The 22203-nt window shown below is 34.8% G+C and carries 17 protein-coding genes; 6 read left to right on the top strand and 11 right to left on the bottom strand.

What is annotated here, in order from left to right; all coding sequences use genetic code 11:
• Window positions 1-6: 6 nt before the first annotated feature.
• Window positions 7-186 carry a hypothetical protein gene (locus D9842_RS02350; protein ID WP_121661099.1) on the bottom strand — a complete coding sequence of 60 codons (180 nt, stop codon included), beginning with the start codon at window positions 184-186 and terminating at the stop codon, window positions 7-9.
• Window positions 187-188: 2 nt separating this feature from the next.
• Window positions 189-341, bottom strand: a complete 153-nt coding sequence (locus D9842_RS25595) for a hypothetical protein (protein ID WP_162987275.1) — start codon at window positions 339-341, stop codon at window positions 189-191.
• 177 nt (window positions 342-518) lie between these two features.
• Between D9842_RS25595 and D9842_RS02345 the strand changes: the two genes are divergently transcribed.
• The gene (locus D9842_RS02345; RefSeq protein ID WP_121661098.1) at window positions 519-860 is read left to right on the top strand and encodes a DUF3905 domain-containing protein; all 342 of its coding nucleotides are present in this window, start codon (window positions 519-521) and stop codon (window positions 858-860) included.
• A 53-nt stretch (window positions 861-913) separates the two neighbouring features.
• Here D9842_RS02345 and D9842_RS02340 read toward each other — a convergent pair whose 3' ends face one another.
• On the bottom strand, window positions 914-2260 hold the full coding sequence (locus D9842_RS02340; protein ID WP_121661097.1) for a TrkH family potassium uptake protein: 1347 nt from the start codon (window positions 2258-2260) through the stop codon (window positions 914-916).
• A gap of 231 nt (window positions 2261-2491) precedes the next feature.
• Window positions 2492-3370, bottom strand: coding sequence for a protease HtpX (htpX, locus tag D9842_RS02335; RefSeq protein ID WP_121661096.1), 879 nt, complete (start codon window positions 3368-3370; stop codon window positions 2492-2494).
• Window positions 3371-3576: 206 nt separating this feature from the next.
• Here htpX and D9842_RS02330 point away from each other — a divergent pair, with 206 nt between their 5' ends.
• Together D9842_RS02330 and D9842_RS02325 are read left to right on the top strand one after the other, a co-directional pair.
• Window positions 3577-4281 (top strand): DUF1836 domain-containing protein, encoded by a 705-nt coding sequence (locus D9842_RS02330; RefSeq protein ID WP_121661095.1) that lies wholly within the window; start codon window positions 3577-3579, stop codon window positions 4279-4281.
• Between the two features lie 150 nt (window positions 4282-4431).
• Complete coding sequence (locus D9842_RS02325; RefSeq protein WP_098797753.1) at window positions 4432-4632, top strand: alpha/beta-type small acid-soluble spore protein; 201 nt, start codon at window positions 4432-4434, stop codon at window positions 4630-4632.
• Window positions 4633-4668: 36 nt separating this feature from the next.
• Here the strand turns inward: D9842_RS02325 and D9842_RS02320 are convergent, their stop codons facing one another.
• From D9842_RS02320 to D9842_RS02310, 3 genes are all read right to left on the bottom strand, one after another.
• Complete coding sequence (locus tag D9842_RS02320; protein ID WP_121661094.1) at window positions 4669-5808, bottom strand: anti-sigma factor domain-containing protein; 1140 nt, start codon at window positions 5806-5808, stop codon at window positions 4669-4671.
• Window positions 5805-6551, bottom strand: coding sequence for an RNA polymerase sigma factor SigI (sigI, locus tag D9842_RS02315; protein WP_098797751.1), 747 nt, complete (start codon window positions 6549-6551; stop codon window positions 5805-5807). Before sigI ends, D9842_RS02320 begins: the two co-directional genes overlap by 4 nt.
• A 562-nt stretch (window positions 6552-7113) precedes the next feature.
• A complete protein-coding gene (locus tag D9842_RS02310) occupies window positions 7114-7719 on the bottom strand; it encodes a DedA family protein (RefSeq protein WP_121664914.1) in 606 nt (201 codons plus the stop codon).
• Between the two features lie 117 nt (window positions 7720-7836).
• On the opposite strand from D9842_RS02310, the gene D9842_RS02305 reads away from it, so the two are divergent.
• Window positions 7837-8616 carry an undecaprenyl-diphosphate phosphatase gene (locus D9842_RS02305; RefSeq protein ID WP_121661093.1) on the top strand — a complete coding sequence of 260 codons (780 nt, stop codon included), beginning with the start codon at window positions 7837-7839 and terminating at the stop codon, window positions 8614-8616.
• A 118-nt stretch (window positions 8617-8734) separates the two neighbouring features.
• The gene (gene ku / locus D9842_RS02300) at window positions 8735-9637 is read left to right on the top strand and encodes a non-homologous end joining protein Ku (protein ID WP_121661092.1); all 903 of its coding nucleotides are present in this window, start codon (window positions 8735-8737) and stop codon (window positions 9635-9637) included.
• 176 nt (window positions 9638-9813) lie between these two features.
• Here the strand turns inward: ku and pulA are convergent, their stop codons facing one another.
• Together pulA and D9842_RS02290 are read right to left on the bottom strand one after the other, a co-directional pair.
• Window positions 9814-15441: a type I pullulanase gene (gene pulA, locus D9842_RS02295; RefSeq protein ID WP_257536044.1), complete on the bottom strand. Its 5628-nt coding sequence runs from the start codon at window positions 15439-15441 to the stop codon at window positions 9814-9816.
• Window positions 15442-15645: 204 nt separating this feature from the next.
• On the bottom strand, window positions 15646-16164 hold the full coding sequence (locus tag D9842_RS02290) for a D-glycero-alpha-D-manno-heptose-1,7-bisphosphate 7-phosphatase (protein WP_373995089.1): 519 nt from the start codon (window positions 16162-16164) through the stop codon (window positions 15646-15648).
• An 86-nt stretch (window positions 16165-16250) separates the two neighbouring features.
• Here D9842_RS02290 and D9842_RS02285 point away from each other — a divergent pair, with 86 nt between their 5' ends.
• Window positions 16251-18077 carry a DNA ligase D gene (locus tag D9842_RS02285; protein WP_121661089.1) on the top strand — a complete coding sequence of 609 codons (1827 nt, stop codon included), beginning with the start codon at window positions 16251-16253 and terminating at the stop codon, window positions 18075-18077.
• A 58-nt stretch (window positions 18078-18135) separates the two neighbouring features.
• Here the strand turns inward: D9842_RS02285 and D9842_RS02280 are convergent, their stop codons facing one another.
• Together D9842_RS02280 and D9842_RS02275 are read right to left on the bottom strand one after the other, a co-directional pair.
• The gene (locus D9842_RS02280; RefSeq protein WP_121661088.1) at window positions 18136-21402 is read right to left on the bottom strand and encodes an efflux RND transporter permease subunit; all 3267 of its coding nucleotides are present in this window, start codon (window positions 21400-21402) and stop codon (window positions 18136-18138) included.
• Window positions 21403-21651: 249 nt separating this feature from the next.
• Window positions 21652-22110 carry a MarR family winged helix-turn-helix transcriptional regulator gene (locus tag D9842_RS02275; RefSeq protein WP_121661087.1) on the bottom strand — a complete coding sequence of 153 codons (459 nt, stop codon included), beginning with the start codon at window positions 22108-22110 and terminating at the stop codon, window positions 21652-21654.
• Window positions 22111-22203 lie beyond the last annotated feature (93 nt).

Below are 22203 nucleotides of genomic sequence, written 5' to 3'. Positions count from 1 at the left end.
TTTTATTTATTTGTTTTGTTTACCGTCTTTTTTCTCCGTTTTTTCATTTCCTGCTATTGCCTCATAAAGCTTCGATGCGTTAACGTCACCAGTTTCCTGACCAAATTCTTCTTGTAATATGTCAGTATCCATTGGTTTTTTATGATTTTGCATATCTTTACTTTTCATATTTTTCTTTTTTGTCATCTTTACTTCCCTTGCTTTCCTTGTTTAGAGTTACGGTTGGCACCCTTCATCGGATCCTGATCATCGTTAATTTCTGCAAATTCAGTATCAGGTAGGCTTTCTGTAGGGGTAAAATTATGTTTTGTAGCTTGATTTCTAAACGCTTTTCTTTTCACAACAAATCACCTCATATTTTAAACTTTTAACTAAGCCTTGTTAGGATGTTACTTGTTTACTTTTACCTGAACTTCTCATTTCTATCATAGGTAGAAAACGGAAAATGCGCTTAAAGACAATTCCTTCTATCTTTTCGGGCAACATATTACAAAAACAATGATAAGGGGTGACGATATTTGAAAAAGCAAAAAGATGAAAACTTCACTATAAACGAAACACTACCACATCAGATAAATGCTCCTTCTTGGAAAGGAACTGGGATAAAAATGAAAAAACCTTTTATTAACGAGTATGGCGTTACAATTGGAGATAGCTTTTATAACTCAACACAATCACCTTTAAACCATTGGAGTGACGATATTGATCCAGCGATTATGTCTGGTGATCAATGGGTTCATCCGACAAACGACATTGGTTGGAACACTTCTGAGAATAGAGATTTAATTGAAGCTAAAAAAAGACCTCAAGGAGTTCCTTTTACACATCCTGATAAAGATGTAAGCTATAACAATGATTAGCAATAAAGGGAACTCAAAAAGGATTGATGCCCAATGCATCAATCCTTCGCAATTTATCCGATGATTACTCGCTCTTTTGGATAATGATAATTTGCTTTTCTTTCCTTTGTTCCTAAAAGATACAAAAACGTAAGTATACCTATTCTTCCGATAAACATTAAGATCATAATAACAATTTTACCAATTGAGCTTAATTCAGGTGTAATTCCCATCGATAGCCCTGTTGTTCCAAATGCTGAACAAACTTCAAATAATATTTCTATAAATTCAAACTGCTCTGTAATCGCTAATATAACGAGGGCAAAAAAACATATTAGAAATGCCATCATTGTCACTACGACTGACTTCATTAAATCTTCCTCATAAAGCTCCCTTTTAAAAATCTTAATTGACTTATTTCCTCTAGCAAAATGAAACAGAAATAAAAGATTTAAAGCAAATGTTGTCGTTCGAATTCCGCCTCCAACTGAGCTTGGAGATGCACCAATAAACATTAACGCACACATAACTAAAATGGTTGTATCTGTAAACATACTAACGTCCATTGTTGCTAAACCACCACTTCTGGTTGCTGTTGATTGAAATAGAGAGTAAAAAAACGTTTCATGCCATTCTTTTCCTTTAAAAAAATAAGAATACTCAAGAGCAGCAATTGTAATTGTTCCCACTAAAATTAAGGCAAAAAAGGTTATGGAAGTTATTTTGGTAAACAACGTAAAACGGAATCGTTGACTTTTATTAAAAAGGAAATCTTTCACTTCAATTAATACCGGAAAACCAATAGCACCTAAAATAATTAAAATCATCACAATAAACTGAATAAAATAATCATCAGCATAAGGAATTAAAGATTGACCAGTAATGTCAAAGCCACCATTGGTTGTTGCACTAATTGAAGTAAAAAATCCATGCAGATATGCTTCCTGCCATGTTGGATAGTATTTTAAGAAATAAGTTCCTAAAATTAATGCTCCAATTAACTCAATAATAAGAATGAGTACAATAATTTGACGAATTAAATTTACGATACCAGATAAGTTGCTTTGATTTTGGTCAGTCATGATTAGCTGGCGTTCTTTTAACCCTATTTTCTTACCCACAATAAGCCATACAAATGTACCTAGTGTCATAATGCCTATCCCGCCAAATTGTAAAACAAAGGCTAATATAAAAATACCAGGTACACTAAATGTATCTGCTGTAGACATTACAGTTAATCCTGTTACACTAACTGCACTAACAGCAGTAAAAAGCCGGTCGATAAAAGCAAACTCCACACCAGGCTTATGCGCCACAGGCAAACTTAATAAAAGTACAGAAACTGTAACAGCTAAAAAGTAATATGAAACAATTAATTGTACCGGGGTTAAAGACTGTATTCGAAATTTTAATTTATTCATTCATTATTCATTCCTATCCTGCAAAAACAATTTCCTATATAAAAAACTAAGTCCTATAATCATAAAGAAAAAAAGATAAAATGAAAAGTGCTTTATTAGAAAATCTCGGCTTATCTTGAAGCACTAATGACAAAGCATTTGTTTTTCATATATTTATCCATAAAAACAACTACATTCAGATAGTAAAAAAAGAATGACAATGGTGCTTTCCATTGTCATTCTTTTTTTCATTTATTTAGCTTCTAATCGACTTATACGATCATCAAGATCAGGATGTGTAGAGAATAAGGACATCCCTTTTTTACTATTTATTTTTAAAGTTGATAAAGATGCTTGGTCGTCTCTAACTCGTTGAGTATAATGTTTTAAAGATCTTAACGCGTGTATCATTTTATCCTTGCCCGCTAAGTCAGCTCCACCACGGTCAGCATGATATTCACGATATCTTGAGAATGCGAACACAACTAGGCTTCCCAAAATGGAGAAGACAATCTGGAAAATGATCACTGCAATAAAATGAACAATCGGTGCCAAGTCTTCTCGGACAAAACGAGAGGCTACCCATGCAGCAATACGTGCAAAGAATACAACGAACGTATTGACAATTCCTTGTAGTAACGTCATTGTAACCATATCACCGTTGGCGATGTGTGCCACCTCATGTGCTAATACACCTTCAATTGCATCATCATCCATTTCCTGGAGAAGTCCCGTTGATACAGCTACCAAAGAACGTCGCTTTGAAGGTCCAGTCGCAAAAGCATTTACTTCAGGTGATTGATAAATACCAACTTGAGGCATCTTTGTTAAACCAGCAGCTCGAGACAATCGATACACTCTTTCAACAAGATCTCTTTCATAAGGTGATAGTTGGCCATCAGGATTAATTACTTTGACACCCATCATCATTTTAGCCATCCATCTAGAAATTGCAAGAGATACGAATGAACCTGTAAAACCTACCACAGCACTAAAAATTAAAAGACTAACCAAATCCAAATTACCATTTACATTTTGATAGGGAGAAACGTTAAAGAGTGATAAAACAATTCCAATCGTTGTAATGACTAGAATATTTGATAAAAGAAATAGAAAAATTCTTTTAGCCATAAATACCTCCAAATAATTTCAAGTTCACATGAACTTATACTATAATAAAATTATAGAAACTTTTATGTGTAAAAGCAAGAAACTTATTTACACTTTACAAATTGTTCACTAATTTGTTACATACTTAACATCGAGGTATGTCCAAAGGTTTCCTTAATGAAATCAAATTATACTTTCCGATGAGACCACTAAAAAGAGGTGTCAAAATGACTATACAATTAACACGAAAAGAAATGACAGCATTATTATATTCACTTAAAGGCGAGTCCAAACAACCTCCTTTACTTATTATAGAAAAAGCAATAAACTTTACTTCACCTAGTGACATAAATATTCCCGCTTTTTTAATAAAAGCTAGTAAACGACGAAATTTACAGGAGTTTGGCTTGTCTACAAATGAAATTGTGTCCCTAGCAAACTTATGTGAATTAACATCTTTAAAATCAACTTCCATTCAAAACTGGATTAAAAGAGATGTAAAAGAATTAATCGGGCCTCCTGAACTTGGTAAAAAATATTCAATTGACCAAGCAGCTATGCTATTGATTGTAAAAGATTTAAAATATGTATTTGATTTCGAAAAAATACGAAAGGTCCTTACAGAAGTTTTTAACACCCTTTCAGATCGAAGCGATGATTTAATCAGTCCGATTATGTTTTATGAAATGTACGGAACAATTCTTGAGAAACTAGAAAAACTCCCATTTAGAGGTCAAACACTGGAGCAACAAATAGTAGAAGAAGTAAATGCAATACCAAAGAAATTTAGTGAACTTACTGAAAGTCAGTGGAAAACGATCGAACGAATTCTTGTCACAACTGTTTTAGCAGTAATAGCTTCTCATTTGCAAACAAGAGCACAAGTATATTTGAATGAAAGCTCAATTAATCATGAAGGTCATGTATATTAATTTCATTAAACAATATACCTATAAAGTAGTTATCGAGTTAGTCTAAACTTTTCCAGTATAGAAACTAACAATGAATGATACCTTATGAGTAAGGCTGAAAAATCGATTACTTTATCAGCTAAAGAACAATCATCTAAAGGAGTGTTCCAAATGGCTAGAAGCAGCAATAAGTTACTTGTACCAGGGATTGAGCAAGCTCTGGATCAAATTAAATATGAAATTGCAAATGAATTTGGTGTAAACCTAGGTTCAGATACAGTTTCCCGTGCAAACGGATCTGTTGGTGGCGAAATTACTAAACGTTTAGTTGCACAAGCACAATCACAACTAAACGGACAAAGAACTGAATAATATGGCAAAGAGGCTGGTCCATTTGGATCAGCCTCTCTAATCATCATCGCGGTTGTTGTTTCTTTTTCTTTCTTCACGATCATCTCGATCTCTATCTTTATTCGAACTCCATCTTTTATTCCGATCATCATCATCATCATTATCATGATTTCTATTTTTTCTGTCTTTTCGATTATCACGATCATCGTCATCTTGGTTATGTCGATTGTTGTTTTTCTGTTTTTGTTTATCACGATTATTGTTATTTACTTGATTGCCTTTATTTTGCTTTTGTTCGTTTTCCTGCCCTCTTAGCTCATTTTTCACTTCATTTAACTCTTCTTTTGCTTTTGAATTTAGCTCATTTTTTGTTTGTTGATTTTCTTCAACTGTTGTTGAAGTTTCCTGTTTTACTGGATCAGTAGTTGTTGTATCTTCTTTTTCTTGAATTGAAGGAGTATTGTTTTGTTCTACTGGTGTTGTCTCTTTCTCCTTAACTGGTTTTACCTCTTTTTCAGTTAATTCAATATATTTACCAGTCGAAACCCCTTGTTTTTGAGCTTTTTCTCTAGTTTCCTGATCAGCTTCAATTGTTTTAACAATCATCTGGTCTTCTTCATAAGAAGAACGAATTTTACTAATATCCTCTTGAAGCTCATTTTGCGCCTTTTTATCTTCTTCATTTACCACTGTGGTTATAACAATTTCCTTACCAGGATAAACGTACCCTTCTAATTTACATTCACCAACGATCCGATCAACAATCTCATTAAAAGGTTTATTCTCCCAATCCGAAACCTTTTCCATTAGCTTGTTAGCCTCATCATTTAGTGGTTCTAAAGAAATCACATTTAGTTGATCATCAACACCAACTTCAAAACTAGGGTTTATATCAATAGACATATAGGCATATACCTGATCATTTTGAAAAAATGGAAGAAAACTGATCATAAAAAATATGATAGCAATTGCTGATATAGCCCCTGCCTTAGCCATACGAGTACTAAAATAGCTGAAGATGTGATTTCTTTTTCTCTTTCTGATAACTTCTTCACGTTTATCCGCTACAGGAAAAAAAGATATTTCTTCACCTAATTCATAGACACCTTCATTATTCTTAGCTTTTAAAAATTGCCCATCCGGGGTGAGCAACGTAACAAAGTCATCACTATATTCTACGACGACTCCCTTTTTCATGAATCTAGCACCCCTTTAATATAATCTTTTAAATAGACGAAATTCCCTGAAAGGATGATGGCCATTGCAATGATGTATTTTCTGTTTCTCTCAATTGTTTTTCGGCTTACTGCTACTTTGGCTTCTAGTTGCTTAACCGGAAGCTGTTTTTTAGTAAAAAGGTGATGTCGTAGGTCATCATCCTTTACGACTTCCTTTGCAACCATGATGGCATTTTGACGTGCATCAAAATGCTTTGGTGATTGATCTAAAATTTCAGCAAAGGTTAAATTAAAATCGTTTAAACAGTGTTGGAAAAATATGATCTCTTCTTTACGATGCTCTTGCTCAATTGCCTTCGTGTACTCATCAATTGATAAATCTGATTCTATTTTACTTTGAGAATATTCTCCTTCTTCATGCTCCTGCAAATCTAAGTTAACTGTGTAAGGATTACGCGCTTCCTTCCGAATGTAATCAATCACTTTTCTTTTAATAACTAATTCTGCAAATGCTAACAGAGAGCTTCCTTTATCTGTAGAATATTTTTCAATAGCATCATTAAACGCAATCAAACCTATACTAAATTCATCATCATTTTCACTAATATATCTTTTACAAACGGATGATACTGTTTTAGCAACAAATGGCTTATATTGTTCAATTAATTCATTTTGTAATTGAAGGTCTCCCTTTTGAATTAGGAGAACCGTTTCTTCTAATGTTCGCTTCTTCTTACCTAGTCTAAACAAAAGGCTAAGCATGGCGGTTCACCTCTGTTTCCCCTATATTACTTTGTCTATAATAGCTAAATTACAGAGGGACCGCAAAGGAAGATATATGAAACTATCTTTCTAAATTTCTACAAAAGAAAGTCAATTGTTACAAAATAAATTACTTTAGACCTATTGATATTAAATTATAGTATAAAATACATTTTAGCAGATCATATACACTTTTTTGAGAGAAATCGCTAATTTCCAATAAATTACACACATGTTTCATTTGATGCAATGCGGTTTCACCTAATCCTCCTTAGCTTTTTTTCGTTTCAATACATAGTTTCGAACCCTTATTTCATCTTAAGGGTGTAGAAATTAAATTTTATCGTTTTTTTTCATTTTAGGGATTTTAGACCTATAATTTGTTACACATTTGACATATTGAACAATTATTTTTGACGTACCCACAACAGGCTTTTATTCAATTACCTAATATTATTTACCCTTGTTAATAAAAAAGACCCTTGCCAATGGCGGCAAAGGTCTTTCTGAGACGAATTCCAATCATGCAAAAAAAGCAGTTGGATTTTAAAGTCAACCTATTTTAATTTTTTTTTGATGTTGTTTTATGTTCTGCACTATAAGTTTTCTTTCTTTTACGAGTAATTAGTTTATAAGCAACAAATATAACGAGAACTGCTATACCGGCAGGAAGGATATATTGGTTTGCAAGCTCACCTACGTTCTTCCAATTTTCGCCTAGCTTTAATCCAAGATAAACATAAATAAAAGTAATCGGCAGCATTGCAACAAACGTATAGATAGAGAAAATCCAAACATTCATCTTTGCCATACCACATGGAATGGAGATCAACGTTCTCACTCCAGGTAGAAATCTTGCTGTAAAAGCAACCATTGCACCATTTCTCTCAAAAAATTCATCTGCTTTAGCAAGCTTTTCTTCATTAATGAAAAAGTATTTTCCAAACTTAAGGATAAATGGTCTTCCACCATATCTTCCAACTGCATAAAGAGTCAATGGACCGAACGTTCCACCTATTGTACCTGCAAGAACAGTCCCCCATAATGTCATATCACCTTCATAAACCCAATAACCAGCAAGAGGTAGTACTAACTCCGCTGGTACAAATTCAAATGTTAATGCCAGCATAATTCCAAAATAAGAAAGTTCTTTAAACTGTTCAAGCATAGAAAGAATTAATTCTTCCACTATATCACCTATTTTCCAATAAGTTGTTCTACAAGCTTATATATTACACATATTCATGTATACAGACAAGCATTGTTTTAATGGGGGGGTATGAAAATGGATTGGCTTCAGGCAATCATCTTAGGAATTATCCAAGGTTTAACTGAATTTATTCCAATTAGTAGTACGGGGCATTTATATTTAGGTCGCAATTTCTTTGGACTAGAAGAAGCGGGGTTGTATTTAGACACCATGCTCCATCTTGGTACACTTATCGCGTTAGTTGTTTTTTATAAAGATATTTTACTAAAACTAATTAAAAACCCTTTTAGCCGTATTACTGCTCTTCTAGTTATTGGAACAATCCCTGCTGTTATTGCTGGTGTCTTGTTCAGTGACTATTTTGATAGCATTTCAAAATCAGGCGTTACAATCGGATGGGAATTTCTGGTAACTGGTGCTTTCTTATGGTTTGCCGATTCCATTAAAAATGGAGCAAAAAAAGTAGAAGACATTTCTCTTTTTGATTCTTTTTTTATTGGAAGCTTTCAAGCATTTGCGATTTTTCCAGCCATATCTCGGTCTGGAATGACCATAGTTGGAGCGCTAATGCGAAAAATGGACAAAGAAGCAGCGGCTTACTTTTCCTTCCTACTGTCTATTCCAGCCATTTGTGGAGGAGTTATTTTCCAATTAAAGGATATGGTATCTGGAAATGTCCCACAAATAAGCTTAACATCCATGTTTATCGCAACACTTGCTTCTGCTATCTTTGGCTATATTGCGGTAAAGTTTATGATTTCATTTGTAAAGAACAAGTCGTTAAAATTATTTGCTGTTTATGTTTGGATTCTCGGAGTAGTTATTATTGTGCTTCAGCAAATGGGGACATTTTAACTTTGAGCAGGACTTTTCTGCTCTTTTTTTAATTGGTAGCTATTTCTACTTATGAAAACACTGTATAAAACTGAAGCTAAGTACTAAATAAACATTTTGACGAAGGCAGGGATCGTAGATGCACACAATGTGGAAAGGTTCAATAAGCTTCGGGCTCGTTAATATTCCTATAAAGCTTTATGCAGCTACTGAAGACAAGGATATTAAACTTAGAACTCTTCATAAAAAATGTCACTCTCCAATTCAATATGAAAAAACATGTCCAAATTGTGATGAAGAAGTTACTCCAGATGAGATTGTAAAGGGATATGAATATGTTAAGGGAAAATATGTTGTTCTAACTGAGGAAGAATTAAAAGAATTGAAAGATGAGCATGAAGATAAAACAGTTGAGATTATTGATTTTGTTAGTATCAATGACATAGATCCTATTTATTTTAATCGCTCTTACTTTATTGGTCCTGGAGAAAACGGTGGAAAAGCATACGGTCTCCTTCGTGAAGCATTAACAAAGTCCGGAAAAATTGGAATTGCTGAAATTACAATTCGTTCAAAACAGCAATTAGCAATGGTTCGAGTTTATGAAAATTGCATTGTTATGGAAACTGTTCACTATCCTGATGAAGTAAGAAATGTTAAAGAAGTACCGAGTGTTCCCGAGCAAGTTGAAGTTGGCGAAAAAGAACTTGAAACTGCCATCATGCTGATTGATCAACTAACAACAACATTTGAACCAGAAAAATACAAAGATGATTACCGTTTAGCACTTCAAGAACTAATTGAACGTAAGGTAAATCAAAACGAAGGAAAAACTCCTGCAGAAGCAGCTCCTAGACAAAATGTAGTTGACTTAATGAGCGCCCTTCAGGCTAGTATTGAAAAAACAAAGAAACCACAACCAAAACCAAAACCCGCGAAGCAAGCAAAAGCTGCTGGAGAGAATCTTACTACTACACCTACTGCACCAACCAATGCTGCTACAGCTGAAAAGAAAACAAAAACAGTACGTAAAAAAGCTTAAATATTCTAAAAAAGGGAGTCTTTATAAGATTCTTTTTTCTCTATATTCAGCTAGAAAATACCTACCAAGTGTAGGATCTCTTCTTTATTGAAAAAAAGTCTGATGAAAATTTCATCAGACTTTTCCTTTAGTTTCAATCTACATTTTACTATTCTTAGCTTTTACATTTAAACAATTTAGTTATTCTTCTTATGATCTTTTTGTTTTTTATTTGATTTACCTGGAGTAAATTCTGCCAAAATAGCTGTTCCACCTTGATCTTTTGAAGGCAATTCTATCGTTATTTCTTGGTTTTTAGTAACTTTGTATTTTTTACCACTGTAAAGATCTGTTAACTTTGTTTTTGGAGCAAAGTCCACTTTAAAAGTCGCTTGTTTCTTTTCTGATGTTGTATTAAGGCCAACTAATAATTGTTCATCAGCATATTCTCTTGAGAAAACAATGTATTTATCAGAGTCTCCACCTGCAACTTTTTCTCTCGTACCCTTTGAGAAGACTTTTGAAAAATCTTTACGAATATTTAGAAGTTTTGAGTAATGTTCATGTAGAGCCATTGCTTCTGGGTCTTTATCTTCATAGAGATCCCATGGCATATCACCTCTATTTTGACCAAATGCCACTACATTTCCATCGGTATCTTTTTCCCAATCCGATTTCCCAGATCGCCCCAGTTCTTCACCATAGTAAATAACAGGTTGACCTTTCGATGTAATTTGTAGAGCAGAAGCAACCTTCAGCTTCCCAACATCTCCATTCACGTACTCCGTTAAGAAACCATTCTGGTCATGACTGCTTAAAAATTGCCCAAGTGTTGCTGTGTTTGAAAGTTGACTATTTCTGTCTTGTAAATATGTTTCAACACTATCAATGGAACCATCTACAAAAGATTTTGCTTTTTCTTTAAAATCAAAATCTAATAGTGAATCCATTTGACCAGTTCCTAAGTATCCGCCATCATTAGTGATGCTTGCTCCCCAATATTCTCCAATCATTTTAAATTCAGGATCAAGAGAAGTTAGATCATTTTTCAATGCTTGCCATGTTGCATCCTCTACATGTTTTACTGTATCAATGCGGAAGAAGTCAATTGTATCTCCTCGTTTCGTTTTCGCTTTTTCAAGCCAAGCTGTTTGCCAGTCTATGATTTGTTGGCGCACTGCAGGATCTTCTGTTTTAAAATCTGGTAAATGATCTAGTTCACCACGTACTGTTGGGTCCTCATCAACTGTTCGAAGCATACCGCCAAACTCAGCCAACTCTTCTTCAGTTGGCAGATTCTCAGAATCTACTTTCCAAGTTTCCCATACTTCCCCATCCATACCATATCCTGCATGGTTTACAACCACATCTAGCATAATTTTTATTCCACGATCATGTGCTTTTTCGATGAGTTTTTGGAAAGTTTTCATATCACCTAAATGCTCATCTAACGTTGTAAAATCCTTTGCCCAGTATCCGTGGTAACCATACTGTTTTGCTTCAAGCCCTTCTGTTGTGTTGAAATCTAAGCCTTTATTGAAGTCAATATTATCAACAATTGGTGTAATCCAGATTGTATTAATACCAAGGTCTTCAATATAGTCTAGCTTGTCAATGATCCCTTGGAAGTCACCACCATGATATGCCTCTGAGTGTGTTGGATCATACTCTACTCCGCCGTTATTAGATGAATCACCATCTTTAAAACGGTCTGTTAACATAAAATAAATTCGTGCCTCATCCCAATCAAAGTCTAGCTTATCGCCTACAACTTGTTCTGGCTTGATCATTACTATTACTGATTTTTTGTGAGTATTTCCGAACTCATCAACAACACTGATAACAATTTCCTTATCTCCAGCTGTCACCGATTCGTTAGCACCTATTGAAACAGCACCTACTGTTGGATCAATTTCAACCTTGCTCTTTCCACCTAATGCTGACAAATCAGCCGTAATTTCTTTTATGCTAACTTGATCCTCAGATGTAACATTTACTTTTAAAACAGTATTTTCATCATATGTGATTTCAGAAGGTGAAACCTTCGTTTCAATGTTTAAGTCTGGAAGAGTATAAGTAATGGTTGATTTGCCATTTTTCGTATTCTTTGGATCAGTTACTTCTTTGGTTTCACCGTCTTTAGTCACTAAAAAGGAATATTCATGTGAACCTTCCTCTAAATTCTCTAATTTATAAGTAAAAAACTCATTTTGTCCACTATATTCCATTCGATATTCTTGACCATTAACTTTTACCTTCACATCATCAATCGTATGCATTTCATCATTTTGGAAAAGTTCTTCATCTCTATAATAGAACGTAACATTTCCATCTTGTAAATCAGGACCTTTCACAGTTGGTACAACTGTTTGACCCGCAACACCTGTCACAACGGTTACCTTTGTTATTATATCATCACGATTAATCGTCACGTTGTGGTCATCACTATCAGGTGAAACCTTAGCTGTGTTCCAATCCGTTCCTTTTCTCACTAAGAATCCAATCGACTCTGTTTCAGGGGCAATTTCAACATTTGCTATAGCTGTATCACCTTCAATTGTTTCAAAGTCAATTTGGTCGTTTTTCACACCTGTATTCCAAACCCACAAGTTCCAAGCACCAAAGTCACCAGTGAAGTCTCCGTCAGGTCTCACATACTTAATACGCACATAGCGTTTAACATTCTCCTGCACCTTTATATCAAAAGTTGCTTGTGCAGCTCCAGAAGTAACTGTAATAACAACATTACCGGGTTTGATTCCTGTCACCTTTCCGCTATTGTCAACCGTTGCAATCGTTTTGTCAGAGGATGACCATGTTACTTTTGAATCTAATAAATCTTGATTAAATTGATCCTTCACCTGAGCTGATAGTTGTGTTGAATATGTTGCAAACACTGAGTCATTCCCAACAATTGAAATTGTATCTGGTACAAGTGTTTCAACCGTAACTTCAATTGTTGCTTGAATTTCTCCCGCTTTTACGGTAATAATAGCAGTTCCTTCTGCTACACCATCAACTCGACCATTACTGACTGTTGCAACTGCTTCATTTGAAGAAGTCCATGTTAAGTCTTCCCCTAACATAACACGACCGTTTTGATCCTTCACATAAGCACTAACACCTTTTGTTTCACCGGGATTAATAGCAAACACATCAGGCTTTATTTCAATACTTGTCGGCACAGGTGTGTATTCTGCTTCTTTTTGATCATAAAGAACCATCATAGAAAGTCCTTCAACAGTTACTGTGTCTGAATGAACTGTACGAATTGTTTCAGTACCAGCTGATGTATGGTCAACCACAATATTCCAATTCCCGTATACAGGTAAAGCTACCTCCTTTGCCGTTTTATTTGCATTATAAATAACAACGATATTTTTCCATGTATCATTATTTGCGTGATCTTTTAGTTGATATGCCACAACATTTTCATTCTGCTTTAATACTTGTAAATGTGATTGTACATCTTCCTTCGAATCCATTTTAAAAGCAGCATGTTTTTTTCGTAGGTCAATTAGTCCCTTGTAGTAATTAAAAACAGATTGGTAGTCGTTCTTTAATTCCCAACGAATCTTATTGATACTGTCAGGGCTTTTATAGCTGTTATGAACACCATATTTACTTCTAAGCATTTCTTCTCCAGCATGAAGAAATGGGATGCCTTGTGATGTTAATACAATTCCATTTGCTAAAAGACTACGTTTTACCCATTCATTCGTTAAAGCATCTTCCTCTGTAATAACTGCATGAGGATCATATTGACCTGACTCATGGTCTGTATCAGTACCAGCCACTCTCATTAATTTATCCCATAGGTTCAAGTTATCATGTGCAGTTACATATGTGATGCTCTCTTGTGGTTTGCTTGTAAACTGGTCAATTGCCGCTTTTACACCTTCAACAATGTCCCCCTCTTTTCCAGAAGCACCTGTTGCAAAGCCAGTTCCAGCTCCATCACTATCACCTTTAATAGCTCCACGAATATTATCATTGAAAACAGCATAGCCTTGATCTTTTTGAGAGCCTTTAACGTGCTGCATAGAAGAAGGAAGACTAGTTGACCCACCTGTCCATGGCTCTCCATAAATTAACACATTAGGATCCACTTTGTTTTGTAGTTCTTTCGTTAATTCCTGCATTGTTTTTTGATCGATGAGGCCCATTAAATCAAATCGGAACCCATCAATTCCAAATTCAGTCGCCCAATATTGCACAGAATCCTTAATATACTTACGGACCATTGGTCGTTCAGAGGCTACTTCATTACCTGTACCAGATCCATTTGTAATATTCCCCGTATCATCGGTACGATAATAATAACCGGGAACAATAAGATCAAAAGGTGAGCTTCCTTCAAGCTGTGTTGATTCATTCATATAGGTGTGATTGTAGACAACATCTGCTATAACACGTATCCCATTATCATGTAAGGATTGAACCATTCTCTTGTATTCTTTAATTCTACTAGTCGGGTCTAGAGGATCACTAGAGTACGAGCCTTCAGGTACATTAAAGTGAATTGGATCATACCCCCAGTTAAACTTAACATCCGAAGAATTTGGGTCGTTGACCGTTAATTCATTCACTGATCCAAAGTCATAAGTTGGCAATAAGTGAACATAGTTAACACCTAATTCTATTAGAGAATCCACACCTGTTTTTACACCGTTAGTACCTGTTGTACCTGTCTCGGTAAAAGCTAAGTATTTCCCTTTATTCTCCATACCTGATTGCTCATCGATTGAGAAATCTCTTACATGGAGTTCATAGATAATGGCATCAGCCGGAGATACTATTGCGGGCTTATCTGCAGGATCAAAACCAACAGGATCAGTACTATCTAGATCGACAATAGCTGCTCTTTGTCCGTTAGCAGAAGTCGAACGTGCATACGGATCAACAGCATAATGAGAAGTTCCATCAGCGAATTCGAGTTTGTACATATAGTATTTATTCTTCAAGTCTTCATCAACTGTTATTGACCAAACACCATTGTCCGCTCTCGTCATGAGCTTTTCTGAACCGCCTGTATGGTCAGTAACAAAAGGACCTTCATACGTACCTGCTTCTTCATAGATTGCTAGACTGACTTTTGATGCAGTTGGTGCCCAAAGTTTAAAAGTTGTACTACTAGAAGAATACGTATAGCCTAAATCATTTCCGGCATAAAAAAAGCTGTCATCATTTAATACGTTACGCATTACTACCTTTTCACCCTCAGAATCACCTAATGATACTTTATAGACTTTTCTTACATCTACACTTAATTCATCAGTGAGAGTCAATTTGACTTTCTTATCATCCACTTTTGTTACAGTTGTTTCTATCTCCTTATTTTCAGCAACATCCGTTAAAACAAATTTCTGCTCACCAAAGTTCTTGTTTGTTGTAACAAGAATCTCACTAAGTGAGTCCATTAAAGCTGATTGAACCTTTACAGGCTCTAATGACTCAATTGTAAAGGCTGAATTGCCGTTCGCTGTATTTGGATTAAGTGGATCAGTACTATTTTCATCCCAGTTGCGATTATTAAAAAGAAACTTATACTCATAATCTCCTGGCTCCAGGTCTGAAATAGTGGTCGAAAAGACGCCATTTTCTAACGTCATTTCAACAGCAGTTGTTACATCCCATCCATTAAAACTGCCAATAACAAATACCGATGATTCGTCTGTCTGATTGTAATGAAATGTTACACTGCCATCTTCTCCAATGACAGGACTAATTACCTGTGCGCTACCGTTTGCATAAGGAAAAAGACCTGAAAACAGCTGTAAAAACAAAATAAAAACAACTAAATACGTTAATGACCTTCTTTTCATTACGTTCAAATTTCTTTACCTCCCCTAATTTTTGTCACTATTTGAGGAAACGTTTGCACAAAAAGGTACAAATAATAAAGATTTCATAATTTCAGAAATCCTTTAAATGCAAGCGTTTTCACGTTAATAGAATATCATGTTGTGAATAAGGTTGCAATAATATTCTGATTATTAAAAAGCAACCGGAACACATCCGATCGCTTTTTAGTGAGATATAATCCATTCAGCTGCTTTATATAAAGAAGAAAAATGTTTATCCGCTAACCCCTCTTCATCTCCAATTAAAATTGTCTTTGCTCCTGCTTGCTTCCCAGCCATAATATCAACATCTCGGTCACCAATCATATAACTATCTTTTAAAGAAACTTGATGCTTGTTCGCAAGTGTATGGAGCATCTCAGGTTCTGGCTTGCGACAAGCACAGCCGGCATGAGGCTTATGAGGACAATAAATAATATCATCAATTTTTCCACCGTACTCATTAATATCTTTCTTCATTTTTTCATGTACCCTTTTTAACATCGCTTCCTTCATATACCCCAATCCAACTCCACCCTGATTGGTTACAACAAAGACTAAGAAGTTTGCATCGTTTAACATTTTTATCCCTTCACCAACACCCTCAAGCAAATACATTTGCTCTGGTTTATTAACAAACTTTACACGTTTGGTTAGCACCTCATTGATTACACCATCTCGATCTAAAAATACAGCTTTGTTCAAAAATAACTCTCTCCTTTCATGTTTCATGATATATCTGTCCATATTAAGAATTAGATACTTACGATTATCAATTTAGGGGGAAAATCATGAAACCAATGCTTCCTACATTACACGCAGATATTCCAACTGGTTCAGATTGGATTTACGAAACGAAATATGATGGATTTCGCTCGATATTAACCATTACAAACACATCCATTGAGTTAATGAGTAGAAATGAAAAATCACTAAATGACAACTTTCCAGAAATTATAAATGAGGTTAAAAAACTACATAAAGCCTTCGAGCCATTTTTACCAATTACATTAGATGGAGAGCTCGTTTATCTTGAAACGCCCCATTTTTCAAACTTTGAATTGCTTCAAATTAGAGGCAGGTTAAAAAACAAGGAAAAAATACTTCATGAGGCAGAGAAACATCCTTGTCGATTTCTAGCCTTTGATCTACTTGAATTAAAAGGTAATTCATTACAATCAAATACATTGAAGGAAAGAAAGTCTGAGTTGAAAAATCTTTTTAAGGCGTTAAACCTCGGTACTACTGTTGATACTAAAACTTCTAATCTTTTTCAGTATGTTCCCTGTACAACCGATTATTCAACCTTATGGCAAGAGATGAAGTTAGAAGATGGTGAAGGCATTATTGCGAAGCAGCATAAAGGTAAGTGGGAGGCAGGCGTTCGGACGAAGCAATGGCTAAAAATTAAGAATTATAAAAGAGCCTGCTTTTTTATTACTGGTTATGATAAAGAGAATGGTTACTTCCATGTTGGAGTTTATGCAAAAAATAACATTATTCAAGCAGGAGTGTTTTCTCATGGAATTTCCAGTCAAGAACGTGATGCACTTCTGCAAATTATCCGAGAAAACAAACAATCGGAAACAGCCAATTTTATTGAGATAAAACCAGCAATTGTGGTTGAATTACAGTTTTTATCTCTATATAAAAATCAGCTAAGAGAACCATCTTTTTTTACATTTCGATTTGATTATCATGTGGAAGATTGTACATGGGATATGCTTTTACTTAAAACTGCACCTATTCATCAAGAAATTTCCATCACACATCCAGACAAACCTTTATGGGAAACGGTTGACTTAAAAAAGGAGACATTTTTAAGTTATTTAGTTCAAATTTCTCCCTATATGCTACCATTTTTACAAAATCGATTGTTAACTGTAATCCGTTTTCCACATGGAATGTTTGGCGAAGCCTTTTATCAAAAAAATTGCCCTGACTATGCACCTGACTTTATACAAACAAAAAAACATGAGGATATTGATTATATTATTTGTAATAATTTATCGACATTAATTTGGTTGGGGAATCAATTAGCATTTGAATATCATATACCATTTCAAACAATCGACACTAGTAACCCAACTGAAATCGTATTTGATCTAGATCCTCCTTCTAAAGAATACTTCCACTTAGCTATTAAAGCTGCATTAGAAATGAAAAAGATTTTTGACCAATTTCAGTTAACTACCTTTCCAAAATTATCAGGTAATAAAGGATTACAAATCCATATACCGATTTCCAAAAATTCTCTTACTTATGAAGAAACAAGAATATTCACAGGTTTTATTGCTGAATTTTTGGTAACAAGTTTTCCTGATGATTTTACGATTGAACGAATGAAGAAAAATCGTGGGAACCGGTTGTATGTGGATTACATTCAACACGCCGAAGGTAAAACAATTATTGCTCCATATTCTCTTCGCGGTAAAAAAGAAGGTGCCTATATCGCTGCACCTCTATATTGGGAGGAAATTACTCCACAACTTTCTGTTGAGCAATTTACAATAGAACATGTATTAAACAGAGTAAAGAAATCAGGTTGTCCGTTTAAAAAATATGGAGAATCTCCACAAGACGATATGCTACGTTCATTAATCGATCAAATAGGTTGAGCTAAGCGCTTCTGATCTTATAAAAAAGGACGAATGGGATTTTCACCCCATTTGTCCTCTATTTTTTATCTTTCACAATATCAATGATTTGTTCGAGCATATTCACCATATCCTCTTTTTCAAATTTAGAAGGGTTTGGTGGCGCCGGAAGTTGCTCTTTATTATCTTGTGAGCTTTCGATTTCTTCCTGTCTTTCTTCCTGAATGAGTTTATCTTCAAGTAAATAAGCTGGAATTAACTGACCGTCTGGAGTTACATATTTTTTATTCATTCTTCTAGTTTCCCTATCAAATAAACTATACACAATAGGAATAATAAACAATGTTAGGAAAGTACTTGAGATAAGCCCACCTATTACCGTTATTCCCATTGGCCTATTAATTTCAGTTCCTTCACCTAAGCCAAGAGCTAGTGGAATAAGTCCGAGAATAGTTGTAAGAGCAGTCATTAAAATAGGACGTATTCTTACTTTTACAGATTCCACAAGTGCATCATATGTTTTAAATCCTTCCGCTTTTTTCTGATTAATGTAATCAACAATAACAATTGCATTGTTAACAACAATACCAGCTAAAACGATAAGACCAATAACAACTGTTAAACTAATTGGAGAGTTTGAAGCTACTAACGAAACAGCAACTCCAATCAACATTAATGGAACGGTAAACATGATAACAAACGGATATTTAAAAGATTCAAATTGTGCAGCCATGACAATGTAGATAAAGACGATCGCAAGAACAAACGCTAATATCATGTCATCCATTGAAGATTCTAAGAGTTCTCGATCACCACCAAATTCAATTTCCGTTTCTTCCGGCAAATCAAGCTTCTCTATTTCTTCATCAACTACAGCAGAAATATCACCTAAATTTGTTGTATTTTCGTACCGTAACGTATATTGTACTGCTAGTTGCTTATCGATTCTCTGAATAGAAACTGGGCCTTCTCCCACTTCAATTGTTGTCACATCACCTAGATTAACAAAACTATTATTCGGTTTTTTAATAAGCAATTGTTTTAATGCATCAATATTCTCACGAACAGAATCTTCATAACGCACATTTACAGTATAAATCTCATTGTTTTCTTGATTCGTCATTTGAATTGCATCTGTTCCTCTTGTTACATCATTAACAACCATACCTATCTGAGCAGGCGTTAATCCATTTTCAAGTGCCTTTTCACGATTTACCTTAATCTGAATTTCTTCTACAGTTTCAGTCAAATCATTACTTAATTCAGCTACTTCTTCAATATCAAGTAACGCCTCATCTATCTTGGCAATTGATTCTTTTAAGCGAGCTTCATTTGTATCTTTAACATGAAAGCTTAGCGTATTAGGTGTTGAACCTGTTGAAGATTGAGTGTTAAAAGAAAGCTCAGCTGTGTTATTTACCTGACTAGCAGCTTGCTCTAAGGACTTCTTTACATCATCAATAAAATCAAATGTAGAAATTTCCCTATTCTGTAGTTCTTTTAATTTTACATAGATTTCAGCTATATTGGTACTACCAGATCCTCTAAAAGATTCTTCCTGTGTTGAGCCAACTAAGCTTACATATAAATCAACAGCTTCCTCTTCCTCTAGTTCTTTTTCTATTGAATTAACTACTTCGCTTGTTGCCGACAAAGCAGTTCCGTTTTCAAGCTCAACATCAATGGTGAAAAAACTCTCATCAGTATTTGGCAGAAAAACAGCTCCTACCCTTGTGAATCCATATAAACTTCCAGCAAAGACCATTAACGTTAAAACCAAAACTAGGGCACGATTTCGGAGTGCCCACCTAATAGCTCCGTCTAAAGAATGCATAAATGAAGACTCTCTTCGAACCTTTTCCATATTTTCGCGAGGCTTTTTTAATAATTGACTGGCGAGCATTGGAACAATTGTTAATGCAACAAATAATGATGCAAATAAGCTAAATGCAATGGTTAACGCAAATTCTGTAAAAAGATCCCCAATGATTCCTGTAATAAAGACTACGGGTAAAAACACAGCAACCGTTGTTAGCGTTGATGCAATAATGGCAGGTCCCATCTCTTTTGCCCCTTGATAAGCCGCTTCTTTTGGATTCTTTCCCATTGATAGGTGTCGATAGATATTTTCTATTACAACAATTGCATTATCAACAAGCATACCAATACCTAATGCTAGACCACCTAAGGTCATGATATTTAGGGTAAAATTTGAAAAATACATTAACACAAACGTTACGATAACGGAATATGGAATGGCTACCCCTATAATTAAGGGACTTTTTACGCTTTTAAGGAAAATAAATAAAATCAGCATGGCAAGAAGTCCACCAATTAGTAGAGTATTCACCATGTTTCCGATAGCCTGATCAACATAATCTCCTTGGTCAAAAATGATATTTGCCTCAATAGATTCATACTCTTCCTCTGATAGCATTTCATCTAATTTTTCTTGAAACGCATCTGAAACAGCAGCCGTGTTAGCATCTGATTGTTGCAGGACACTTACTAATAAAGACGGTTCTTGATTTGCACGGGTAATTGTGTTTGATTTTTGTGGTGTAATAGCAACAGCTGCCACATCATTTATCGTAATATTATCTCCATTTGCTTGGTCCTTTTTTACAACTAGACCTTTTAATACATCAACAGAATCAATACTACTAATAACCCTAGTTGTTAGCTGTTTGCCTTCTGTGACAACAGGATCTCCAGGTGTTGTTACTGAGTTTGCTCTAATCACATCCACAATTTCAGATTGACTAAGTGCATATTTTTCTAACTTTTCTTGATTAATTACAACACTAACCTCATCTGTCGTTATACCTGAGAGGTTTACACTTGCTACACCTTCTGTTTTGGTTAATTCCTGCTCTAATTGTTGTGCAAGCTCTTGTAGCTGATCAGCATTTTCACTTGATGTTAACGAAAGTTGAATAATTGGAAACTGCGATGGATCGAACTTTAAGAAGCGTGGATCACCAGCATCATCAGGAAGTGGTGCATCCTCCATTTTCGTCCTAATTTCATCCTGAACATCATCAATATGAGTTGTCCAAGAAAATTGCATAATGACTAAACTTGCATTCTCCTGTGAGGTGGAGGTGATTGTGTCCACTCCTTGTACTGTTGAAAGTGCTTCTTCTAATGGCTTTGATACCTTTTCAACCACCTCATTTGGACCAGCCCCTTGATAATTGGTCACGACTACTCCAATGGGAGGATTGATTTCAGGTATCAACTTCAATGGAATATTTATAACAGAAACAGCACCAAGTATTAAAACAAGAATCATTGTCACAATAGTGAACACAGGTCTTCTTATTGAAAAAGAACTTATTTTCATTCTTTACCCCTCTCTATAAAAGTCAGTATTATGTAATATCTAACTCAATATAAATTCTTACATTTGCTATTTCAAGTTTTAACATGTTTTGAGACAAGCATTCTTATCGTAACATTTAATTATTAGGATACGTGACTACTTTTACCAGAGCAAATATGCAGCTTAGTCAATTATAATTAAGCAATAAAAAGGAGTGACCTGTATAAGTCACCCCTCAGAAAACGTTTACAAAACTGATTAACATTTTGTCTATCTAAAAAGCAAGTGTTGGCTATGAACTCCAGCCTTTTTTAATAACGCTTTCAATTGTTCCTGTTCTTCATCCGTAAGACCTGAAAATGCACGCGCAATCCGTATAGCATGTATAGGATAGATTTCTTCTAAATAGTTTTGCCCTTTGTCAGTTAGTTTCGCGTAAATAGAACGTTTATCCTTAGGATCCTGTTCTCGATAAATAAACTCGTTTTTTTCAAGCTTATCTATAACATACGTAACATTTCCACTAACAAGTAACAATCTTGAACCAATTTGCTGTAATTTTTGCGGCCCCTTTGTAAACAATAATTCCAAAACAGCAAATTCTGTTGGATTAAACCCGTGCTCTTTACTATCTCGGATAGAATGCTCGGAAATACTTTTAAAAGCTCTTGCAAATACACGAAATAAATCTAATGCATTCTGTAATTCTTCTTCAGTAAATGATCTCATTCCATCGCCCTCTTGTTCAAAATTAACCATAGATAAACTATTCAATTTTAAATACTTTTTTATTTTACTATTAATCATTGAATATTTGAAGGT

Origin of the sequence: Metabacillus litoralis (genome assembly GCF_003667825.1) — a bacterium.
GTDB classification, from domain to species: domain Bacteria; phylum Bacillota; class Bacilli; order Bacillales; family Bacillaceae; genus Metabacillus; species Metabacillus litoralis_B.
Note: the sequence above shows the minus strand (reverse complement) of the source record. Positions and strands in the feature narration are given on the sequence as shown.

Bases quoted from the DNA above. Each gene is read 5' to 3' on its own strand.
- D9842_RS02310 (WP_121664914.1), bottom strand. From the start codon at position 7,719: ATGCTTGAACAGTTTAAAGAACTTTCTTATTTTGGAATTATGCTGGCA.
- D9842_RS02305 (WP_121661093.1), top strand. From the start codon at position 7,837: ATGGATTGGCTTCAGGCAATCATCTTAGGAATTATCCAAGGTTTAACT.
- D9842_RS02325 (WP_098797753.1), top strand. From the start codon at position 4,432: ATGGCTAGAAGCAGCAATAAGTTACTTGTACCAGGGATTGAGCAAGCT.
- sigI (WP_098797751.1), bottom strand. From the start codon at position 6,551: ATGCTTAGCCTTTTGTTTAGACTAGGTAAGAAGAAGCGAACATTAGAA.
- pulA (WP_257536044.1), bottom strand. From the start codon at position 15,441: ATGAAAAGAAGGTCATTAACGTATTTAGTTGTTTTTATTTTGTTTTTA.
- D9842_RS02320 (WP_121661094.1), bottom strand. From the start codon at position 5,808: ATGAAAAAGGGAGTCGTCGTAGAATATAGTGATGACTTTGTTACGTTG.
- ku (WP_121661092.1), top strand. From the start codon at position 8,735: ATGCACACAATGTGGAAAGGTTCAATAAGCTTCGGGCTCGTTAATATT.
- D9842_RS02275 (WP_121661087.1), bottom strand. From the start codon at position 22,110: ATGAGATCATTTACTGAAGAAGAATTACAGAATGCATTAGATTTATTT.
- D9842_RS02350 (WP_121661099.1), bottom strand. From the start codon at position 186: ATGACAAAAAAGAAAAATATGAAAAGTAAAGATATGCAAAATCATAAA.
- D9842_RS02280 (WP_121661088.1), bottom strand. From the start codon at position 21,402: ATGAAAATAAGTTCTTTTTCAATAAGAAGACCTGTGTTCACTATTGTG.
- D9842_RS02285 (WP_121661089.1), top strand. From the start codon at position 16,251: ATGAAACCAATGCTTCCTACATTACACGCAGATATTCCAACTGGTTCA.
- htpX (WP_121661096.1), bottom strand. From the start codon at position 3,370: ATGGCTAAAAGAATTTTTCTATTTCTTTTATCAAATATTCTAGTCATT.
- D9842_RS02330 (WP_121661095.1), top strand. From the start codon at position 3,577: ATGACTATACAATTAACACGAAAAGAAATGACAGCATTATTATATTCA.
- D9842_RS02340 (WP_121661097.1), bottom strand. From the start codon at position 2,260: ATGAATAAATTAAAATTTCGAATACAGTCTTTAACCCCGGTACAATTA.